We start from the raw sequence: 9,006 nt of genomic DNA on the forward strand, positions 1-9,006 counted from the left end.
TGTTCGGATTAATTATAGAATTTGCCAAATTAAAAACCTGGTCCGCAACTAAACTGCAATGAACAGGTTTTTGATTGTTATTTTAAATTACGTTGCATACACTATATATAGTGGATGATCGTTCTTTAAGCACATGTATCTTGTGTTTTCAACCTTTATCTTTTTGCGAAATCGGAGTAATCTATGATGTGAAGAGAAACCAATCAAGCCAGTTTCGAATATCAAACAGCTTTAAATAAACAGAAAATAATAACGTTTTTTATTATAGCGAGAATTGAACGAGATTGGAATAAAAAATTAGAAAAGGACGGGTGGTTAAAATGATCAATTCGCAAGCAATCGCAACCGACGCTTGGACTGAATTACGTCAAAAACAAGTAGTTAAAGCAGATGGGGAAAGGATGCAATTTTACCCCTATAAAATCGCGCTAGTGGTTGATCAATTAACCACGGACGAGGTTGAACGGCGAAAAATTACGCAAGCAATTTTAGAACGGTTGACGCAAATGGCGTCACTACTAACGGTAGAACAAATTCGGGCAGTCTTCAAAGCGATCCTCCATGATTATCAACGGGACGACTTGTGGGAAAAATATGCTGAATATCGGCAAGCCGATGAAGCCAAGTGGCAGGCCGCGATTGACCCGCAAAATAAATTAAGCCAGTTATTCGATGGAAGGGATACGGTAGTTCACGAAAATGCTAATAAGGACAGTAATATTTTCAGCACCCGTCGGGACTTAACGGCCGGAATGGTCGGCAAATCATTCGGGTTAACAATGATGCCACAGACCGTAGCAAGGGCCCACTTGCGTGGCGACATTCATTTTCATGACTTGGACTATTCACCGCTAACTTCAATGACCAACTGCTGTTTGATTGACTTCAAGATTATGCTAGCGAATGGTTTTAAGATTGGAAACGCGGAAGTGGAGTCACCTAAGTCGATTCAAACGGCAACCGCCCAAATGTCGCAGATTATTGCGAACGTGGCATCGAGCCAATACGGAGGTTGTTCGTCAGACCGGACGGATGAAATGTTGGCGCCTTACGCAAAATTAAATTACGAAAAGCACTTGAAGGAAGCCGAAAAATGGGTGCTCCCCGAACAACGGGAAGCCTTTGCTAAGGAAAAAACCAAGAAAGATATTTACGACGCAATGCAAGCGTTAGAGTACGAAGTTAACACGCTGTTTTCCTCCAACGGACAAACGCCGTTTACCACGGTGGGATTTGGTCTGGGAACTTCGTGGATCGAACGGGAAATTCAAAAGGCAATCTTAAAAGTTCGCATTAAGGGGCTCGGAAAGCAGCATAGGACCGCAATTTTCCCGAAGTTGGTCTTTTCAATTAAGCGCGGGATAAATTTAAATCCAGAAGATCCCAACTACGATATCAAACAGTTGGCCGTAGAGTGCGCAACTAAGCGGATGTATCCCGACGTTTTAATGTACGACAAAATTGTGGAATTAACCGGAAACTTCAAGGCGCCCATGGGTTGCCGGAGTTTCTTACAAGCGTGGAAGAACGCTGATGGCGAAGAAGTTAATAGCGGCCGAATGAATTTAGGGGTCGTAACCGTCAACTTACCACGGATTGCGATTGAAGCCCAGGGTGATCGGGAAGTCTTTTGGGAGATTATGGAAGACCGGGTGGCGTTAGCGAAAAAAGCCTTACTTTTCCGGATTAGACGTTGCCGGGATACCCAACCGCAAAACGCGCCGATTTTGTATAAGCACGGTGCCTTTGGGGTCCGCCTCAAAGATGGTGAAGACGTGGACCAACTGTTTAACCACCGGCGGGCGACCATATCGTTAGGTTACATTGGATTGTACGAAGTGGGAACCGCCTTTTTCGGTCCGGATTGGGAAGATAATCAGGAAGCCCACGATTTCACGGTTTCAATCGTGAAGTACCTGTACGAACAGTGCCTAGCTTGGGAAAAAGAGTACGGCTACCATTTCAGCGTTTACTCCACGCCAGCCGAATCCCTGACGGATACCTTCTGTGAGGATGATATTGAAAAATTTGGCAAGATCAAGGACATTACCGAAAAGGAATACTACACTAACAGTTTCCATTACGACGTCCGGAAAGATCCGACTCCGTTTGAAAAACTTACTTTTGAAGAGGAGTACCCGAAGTACGCGGCCGGCGGCTTTATTCACTACTGTGAGTACCCGAATTTAAAACAAAATCCGGCTGCTTTAGAAGCGGTTTGGACCTGGGCTTATGACCACGTGGGTTATTTAGGAACAAACGCTTCGATCGACCACTGTTATAAATGTGGTTTCGATGGCGACTTTAAACCCACGGCTCGCGGTTTTGAATGCCCACAATGTGGGAATCGCGACCCCAAAACTTGTGACGTGGTTAAACGGACTTGTGGTTACTTAGGAAACCCAATTATTCGGCCAATGGTTCACGGACGGCACAAAGAAATTTCATCACGGGTTAAAAATATGAAATAGGGGTGAAAACGTGGTTAGACAACGACGAGTACGGACACCGAGAAATCCCCAGCCGCAAGAATGGCTGGCGAAGGATCGCAGTTTAGAATACATTGCCGACTATAAGCCGTTTAACATGGTTGACGGGGAAGGCATTCGTTGCAGTTTGTACGTTTCGGGTTGTTTATTCAACTGTCCGGGGTGCTACAACAAGGCGGCGCAAAATTTCCATTACGGACGCCCCTATTCGCAGGAATTAGAAGACCAAATTATCGAAGACATGGGGCAAAGTTACGTACAGGGGCTGACCTTGTTAGGCGGAGAACCCTTCTTAAACACGCAGGTTTGCTTGCGGCTAGTCCGGCGGTTGCGTCAAGAATTTGGGCACGACAAGGACATCTGGTCGTGGACCGGTTACACCTGGGACGAATTGATGCAGGAATCTTACGATAAATTGGAATTGTTAAGTGAACTAGATATTTTGGTGGACGGCCGTTTTTTAGAAGCTAAAAAAGATTTGACGCTTCAATTCCGGGGAAGTTCCAACCAACGAATTATCGACGTGCCTAAATCGTTAGCCGCAAACCAAGTCGTCATTTGGGATAAATTGCTTCGTTAAGGTAGGAGAATTTGATGAGTAAGTTAGAAATTAGAAATTTAAAGGTCAATGCGGGTGACGAGCGCATTTTAAACGGGGTTAATTTACAGATTAATCCAGGAGAAATACACGCGTTGATGGGACCTAACGGAACTGGGAAGTCAACGCTTTCGGAAACGATTATGGGAAACCCGCTCTACGAGATTGTAGATGGCCAGATTTGGTTAGACGGGCAAGACATTACGGAAATGAGCGTGGACGAACGGGCCCGGACGGCAGTCTTTTTAGCGATGCAGTATCCGATGGAGGTTGCGGGAATTTCCAACGCCGACTTCATTCACGCAGCGTTAAACGCACGTAACCAAGGCCAACCGGTTGCCGTACTGCCCTTTTTAAAACAGCTTAAAGCGAACATGGAATTTTTAGAAATTAATCCGGAATATGCGGACCGGGGGCTTAACGCCGATTTTTCCGGTGGTGAAAAAAAGCGTAACGAAATCCTGCAAATGATGATGTTAAGACCCGAGATGGCTATTTTAGATGAAATTGATTCCGGATTAGATATTGACGCCCTCAAAATTGTGGCAAAGGGGATCAACGCAATGCGCAGTACCACCTTTAGCTGCTTGATGGTTACGCACTACCAGCGCCTGTTGAACTACGTGGTGCCTGACGTGGTGCACATCATGATGGATGGCCGGATTGTTAAAAGCGGCGGCCCCGAACTAGCTACGGATCTGGAAAAGACTGGCTACGCTGAATTAGAGGAAACGTTAGGAAGTGAAACCAGCCATGGCAATTCCCTTGAATAAAACGACGACCGCAAGCTATCCCCGGATTTTAGGAATTCGGTATGACCCCGCAGCTTTTACCTTGCCGGATTCTTCCAGCGCCGCCTGGGACTGGGAGGCCAACGCGGAAGCTTTACAAGCCATTAATGCAGCGGGAGGTACGGTCCGGCGCATTAATGGTGCGACAGCGGAACTATCCGGGCTGCCCCAATTACTAGCTTCCACGGACAACCAATTTGTGCAACAGCACTTGCAAAACCCAGTCCAGGGCATGGTAATCAGTTTGCCGGACCGCGCGGAAATTACACCAGCGCTAAACTTAACCTTGCGAACGGAGTCAACTCTTCCCGTGGAATGGACAGTTTGGTTTGATTTAGGAGACCATAGTCGGCTGACCACGAAGTTAACGCTAGATTTAGCGGGAGAAGTGCCCCAATCCAACTGTTTGATTGGGGGAACCTTAGCGGACGAAAGTAATTTGACACTCATCACCGACACGCAAAGTCACCAGGCTACCCAAAGTTTATTGCTAGGTGATTTTGTGAGTGCTCGGGATGCTAACCTCGATTGGTCCTTGTGGCCGCAAACGAAGGGCCAGCTGTTGGGTGATTTAAACGTAACGCTTGCTGGAACCGGCAGTCGGGCAACCCTTAACTTGGCGCGTTACGGCTACCAAGATGACTGGGTGGGCATCCGTGGTAAAATTAAGCATTTGGGCCAACATACTTTTAGCCGAATCAACATGCGGGGAGTTTTGTACGAAAATTCCCGGGTCAACTTTACGAGCATTGGCCAAATTGATCACGGGGCCAGTGATGCGGACGCGGACCAGGAAAGTCGGTTAATGACCGTAGAACCGCATGCTAAGGGCAGCGTTAACCCGGTCTTAGTGATTGACGAAAACGACGTCCGAGCCGGCCACGCTGCTAGTGTCGGCCAGTATGACGAAGACGAAATTTACTACTTACAAAGTCGGGGATTGCCAATGGCGACGGCAAAGCAAATTTTAATTGATAACTTTATGGAACCGATTTGGCGTTTGCGCAACGGGGAGGTTGGCTAAGATGACGGACTACCAAGGCTTAACATATTTAGATAACGCGGCGACCACCCCCATGCCAGAGGAAGTTTTAGCGGTAATTGACGAGTATTACCGGTTTAACAAGGTTAACGTCCATCGGGGGATTTATCAGCTTGCGGGCCGGGTCACCAGCGCTTATGAAGCGGTTCGTGAACAAATCGCCCAGTGGCTGCATGCTCCCAAACCAGAGTCGGTCGTTTTTACCAGCGGGACTACCGACGCGTTAAACCAGGTTGCCTTCGGCTATGCACAGCCACGGTTGCATCCGGGTGACGAAATTATCGTCAGTGTACTCGAACACCATTCTAACCTAGTGCCTTGGCAACGGGTGGCTGCCCAAACTGGGGCACGCCTGCGAATGGTGGGAATGGATTCGCAAGGTAACCTGGATTATGCTCAATTAGCAGAGCTTATCAATACGCATACCAAGGTAGTTGCGCTCACGATGGTTTCCAACGTGTTAGGGACGGTGGTTGACGTGGCAAAGGTTGCCCAACTAGTTCATCAGTATGATGGAATCTTAGTGGTGGACGCTGCCCAAGCGGCCGCCCATTTGCCAATTGACGTTACCGCCATGGACGCCGATTTTCTCTCGTTCTCCGGGCATAAAATGTTTGGTCCCACGGGGATTGGGGTGCTCTATGGCAAGCTAGCTCGGTTAGAGGAGATGGAACCGGTCCGTTTTGGCGGCGAAATGGTCGACTTAGTTACGCCAACTTCGGCAACTTTTCAGCCGTTACCAATCCGTTTAGAAGCGGGGACCCCCAACGTTGCTGGCGTATTAGGGCTAGGAGCGGCCGTGAAGTATCTAGAAAAACAGGACTTTGCCGCTATTCAAAAACATGAAGCACGCTTAATGCAGTTTTTACTTACCGAACTCCAGGAAGTGCCGGAGGTTAAAATTTACGGCCCGTTAGATTATCAGCAACGGGTGGGAGTGGTTAGCTTTAACGTCGGTAAACACCACGCCCATGATGTGGCCACGATTTTAGATGCTTCAGGAGTGGCCGTGCGCGCCGGACACCTGTGTGCGGAACCATTAATGCAAGCTTTGAACGTTAGTAGCGTCATGCGAGCGAGCTTCACCTTCGAAAATCAGGTTGCCGATCTGCAACGCTTAGTGGACGCGGTAGAACAAGGGGGAAGAATTTTATCATGAACAATTTACAAGAGTTATACCAAAAAGTTATTTTAAACCACGCTAAGAACCCGGTGGGCTACGGGACAGTCCCCCACGCAAATTGTGTCGGGGCGTTGCGCAATCCCGAATGTGGCGACGAGATTACGGTTTATGCCGAAGTTGACGCACAACGGATCCAGCAACTGGGTTTCACGGGGGCGGGCTGTGTGATCAGCATGGCATCGGCAAGTATGATGGTTGCGCAATTAAACGGCCGCACCTTAGCGGATGCCCACCAACTCTGGGAAAATTTCCAAAATTTAGTGTTACAAAAGGATTGTGATCCCGATCAGCTGGGGGATTTAGCGGCTTTTGCTAGTCTGCATCAGTTTCCGACTCGGGTGCGGTGCGGAACCTTAGCCTGGCACGCGCTTGCAGAAGGTTTAAAGGAGAAGGGGGAAGTTTTTGATGGATGAAGTTAGTACAACGCAACCAGGAAATTTTAAGGACGAATGGGGACCGATGGATGACGTCCGGCCGGTCTTTTCAACCGGGGTCGGGATTAACGAGGAAACCATCCAAGCCATTTCACGGGCGAAGCACGAGCCCCAATGGATGCTAGACTTACGGTTACAGGCCTATCAAATTTACCAATCCATGCCCATGCCGAGCTTTGGACCAGACCTTAGTGAGATTGATCTGAACGAAATTAAATATTTCCAGCGGGCAACGGATCGCATTGCTCGCAACTGGGAGGACGTGCCCGACGAAATCAAGACTACCTTTGAACGAATCGGGGTTCCAGAAGCTGAACGAAAGTACTTAGCCGGTTCGGCGGCACAGTACGAATCCGAAGCGGTTTACCACAACCTCAAACAGGATTTAGAAAGTCAGGGAATCATTTTCATGGATACTGATTCAACTTTGAAACAGCATCCGGAACTAGTCCGACAGTACTTTGGTAAATTAATTGCCGCAAGCGATAATAAGTTTGCCGCCTTGAATACCGCTGTTTGGTCGGGTGGAACCTTTCTATACGTGCCGAAAAATGTGCATGCCGACGTGCCGATCCAAAGCTACTTCCGGATTAACGCGGGTCGGACGGGGCAGTTTGAACGAACCCTAATTATCGTCGACGAAGGTGGCAGTGTTAACTACGTTGAGGGATGCACCGCGCCAAATTATGCGGAGGATAGTCTGCACGCCGCGGTTGTAGAAGTGTTCGTTAAAAAGGATGCCTATTGTCGCTATACAACGATTCAAAATTGGTCAACGAATGTGTACAGCTTAGAAACCAAGCGGGCCCAGGCCGAAGCAAATAGCACCATGGAATGGGTCGACGGCAATTTAGGCTCAAAGGTCACCATGAAATACCCCAGCATTTACCTAACGGGCGCGGGCGCCACCGGTTCAATGCTGTCGATTGCGGCGGCGGGTGCCAACATGCACCAGGATACCGGCGCCAAGATGATCCATTTAGCACCGAACACCCATAGCACGATTGTTTCAAAAGCAATCTGCCATAACGGCGGTCGGGCAGACTACCGGGGATTGATTAAGTACACTAAGGCGGCCAAACGGGCTAAGTCCCACGTTGAGTGTGATACAATTTTGATGGACCAAGACAGTGCCAGCGATACTTTCCCAGTTAACGACATCGAAACGAGCGACGGCACGATTGAACACGAGGCCCACGTTTCGAAAATCTCTGAAGCCCAACTGTACTACTTGAAAAGTCGGGGATTAGACGAAGCGACCGCCTCTCAATTAATCATTATGGGATTTTTGGAGCCCTTCACTAAGCAATTGCCCATGGAATACGCCGTGGAATTAGACCGGTTGATTAAGTTTCAGATGGAGGACAGCATCGGTTAAAGCTGTGAAATTTGCGAACGTTATGCAAAATTTTGCTCAATAAAAAGAACGGCGTTAATTCGCCGTTCTTAAACGATTGATAATAAAATTAAAGTGGAAAACATTTTTAAATAATAGAGCCAAGACGTGTTCCCAAAGTCAGTTTGCGCCGCTTAATAGGTAATTAGTAACCATGTTCATGCATAACCACCTATTCCTTGTTAATGCTCATGAACTAGCCGACTTTGGGGGTGCTTTTTTATTTTAAAGGTGGAAGGCGGCTTGCACACCCACAATCAGCATTTTGACGCCGATGGTTGCTAAAATCAGCCCCATTAGCTTGGTGATTACGTTCATGATGTTGTTGCCGAGCTTGTCCATGATTTGTTCACCGTAGATAAAAATGAAGTAAGCAATGATTGCTAAAACAACGAACGCGGCCACAACGACGAAGGGGTTGGTTCCACTAGCCAAGTTCATGGTGGTGGCAATGGTTCCGGGGCCGGCCAAAATTGGCATGGCTAGCGGGGAAATCGCGAAGTTGTTGTTATTACTGTTGACGGAATCCTTAACGGATTTTTCGGGATCGTGCTGGATCGGCGAAACGTTACCTTGAATCATGTGGTAACCAATCAATCCTAAAATGATTCCGCCCATGATGCGGAGTGCAGCAAGGTTGATACCAAAAATGGTGAAGATGTAATTTCCGAGAAAGGCAAACAGTACCACGATGACGGTCGCCACGATAAAAGCCAGTCGGGCAATCGCGTTGATTTCCTTGCGACTGTTATCAGCAGTCAAACTGACGAACATTGGCAAGTTAGCAAAGGGGTTCATAATTGCAAAAAATGCGGTAAATGAAAGTAAAAATGCTTGAACTAAATGCATGGTCGTCCTCCTTGTTAAACGTTTTCAATGCAATGATTGTTTTTTAATTATATGGGTTAGGTGGGGAAATGCCAAGTTTGGTGATTTTCTTGAGAGGGGAAAAATAACGCGAAGATAGCAGGAGCAATATTCATTACATAACTAATTGTGTAATGAACAGAAAGAAAAGTTACTTTAAGTTAATCGGTATTTTACTGTGGCAAATTCTATAATTAATCCGAACA

General features: G+C 47.4%; 8 protein-coding genes. 7 read left to right on the forward strand and 1 reads right to left on the reverse strand.

The window, feature by feature from the left end:
* The first annotated feature begins 320 nt into the window (after positions 1 to 320).
* Genes nrdD through sufB form a run of 7 tightly spaced genes read left to right on the forward strand, consistent with a single transcriptional unit; the run spans position 321 to position 7,915 of the window.
* Positions 321 to 2,471: an anaerobic ribonucleoside-triphosphate reductase gene (gene nrdD / locus IV88_RS08305; protein WP_057800439.1), complete on the forward strand. Its 2,151-nt coding sequence runs from the start codon at positions 321 to 323 to the stop codon at positions 2,469 to 2,471.
* Positions 2,472 to 2,481: 10 nt separating this feature from the next.
* Positions 2,482 to 3,069 (forward strand): anaerobic ribonucleoside-triphosphate reductase activating protein, encoded by a 588-nt coding sequence (nrdG, locus tag IV88_RS08310; RefSeq protein WP_057800440.1) that lies wholly within the window; start codon positions 2,482 to 2,484, stop codon positions 3,067 to 3,069.
* 14 nt (positions 3,070 to 3,083) lie between these two features.
* Positions 3,084 to 3,860 carry a Fe-S cluster assembly ATPase SufC gene (gene sufC, locus IV88_RS08315; RefSeq protein ID WP_057800441.1) on the forward strand — a complete coding sequence of 259 codons (777 nt, stop codon included), beginning with the start codon at positions 3,084 to 3,086 and terminating at the stop codon, positions 3,858 to 3,860.
* Positions 3,841 to 4,902 carry a SufD family Fe-S cluster assembly protein gene (locus tag IV88_RS08320; RefSeq protein WP_057800442.1) on the forward strand — a complete coding sequence of 354 codons (1,062 nt, stop codon included), beginning with the start codon at positions 3,841 to 3,843 and terminating at the stop codon, positions 4,900 to 4,902. The genes sufC and IV88_RS08320 overlap by 20 nt, the downstream gene beginning before the upstream one ends.
* Before the next feature lies 1 nt (position 4,903).
* Positions 4,904 to 6,079 (forward strand): aminotransferase class V-fold PLP-dependent enzyme, encoded by a 1,176-nt coding sequence (locus tag IV88_RS08325; protein ID WP_057800443.1) that lies wholly within the window; start codon positions 4,904 to 4,906, stop codon positions 6,077 to 6,079.
* Positions 6,076 to 6,516: a Fe-S cluster assembly sulfur transfer protein SufU gene (sufU, locus tag IV88_RS08330; RefSeq protein ID WP_057800444.1), complete on the forward strand. Its 441-nt coding sequence runs from the start codon at positions 6,076 to 6,078 to the stop codon at positions 6,514 to 6,516. The genes IV88_RS08325 and sufU overlap by 4 nt, the downstream gene beginning before the upstream one ends.
* Complete coding sequence (gene sufB / locus IV88_RS08335; RefSeq protein ID WP_057800445.1) at positions 6,509 to 7,915, forward strand: Fe-S cluster assembly protein SufB; 1,407 nt, start codon at positions 6,509 to 6,511, stop codon at positions 7,913 to 7,915. Before sufU ends, sufB begins: the two co-directional genes overlap by 8 nt.
* A gap of 243 nt (positions 7,916 to 8,158) precedes the next feature.
* Here the strand turns inward: sufB and IV88_RS08340 are convergent, their stop codons facing one another.
* Positions 8,159 to 8,782, reverse strand: coding sequence for a MarC family protein (locus IV88_RS08340; protein ID WP_057800446.1), 624 nt, complete (start codon positions 8,780 to 8,782; stop codon positions 8,159 to 8,161).
* Between the last annotated feature and the right edge of the window lie 224 nt (positions 8,783 to 9,006).

Source organism: Pediococcus argentinicus (assembly GCF_001437605.1).
Classification (GTDB): domain Bacteria; phylum Bacillota; class Bacilli; order Lactobacillales; family Lactobacillaceae; genus Pediococcus; species Pediococcus argentinicus.

Excerpts from the sequence above, each read along its gene's own strand:
- nrdD (WP_057800439.1), top strand. The coding sequence starts at position 321 with ATGATCAATTCGCAAGCAATCGCAACCGACGCTTGGACTGAATTACGT.
- sufC (WP_057800441.1), top strand. The coding sequence starts at position 3,084 with ATGAGTAAGTTAGAAATTAGAAATTTAAAGGTCAATGCGGGTGACGAG.
- IV88_RS08320 (WP_057800442.1), top strand. The coding sequence starts at position 3,841 with ATGGCAATTCCCTTGAATAAAACGACGACCGCAAGCTATCCCCGGATT.
- IV88_RS08325 (WP_057800443.1), top strand. The coding sequence starts at position 4,904 with ATGACGGACTACCAAGGCTTAACATATTTAGATAACGCGGCGACCACC.
- sufU (WP_057800444.1), top strand. The coding sequence starts at position 6,076 with ATGAACAATTTACAAGAGTTATACCAAAAAGTTATTTTAAACCACGCT.
- sufB (WP_057800445.1), top strand. The coding sequence starts at position 6,509 with ATGGATGAAGTTAGTACAACGCAACCAGGAAATTTTAAGGACGAATGG.
- IV88_RS08340 (WP_057800446.1), bottom strand. The coding sequence starts at position 8,782 with ATGCATTTAGTTCAAGCATTTTTACTTTCATTTACCGCATTTTTTGCA.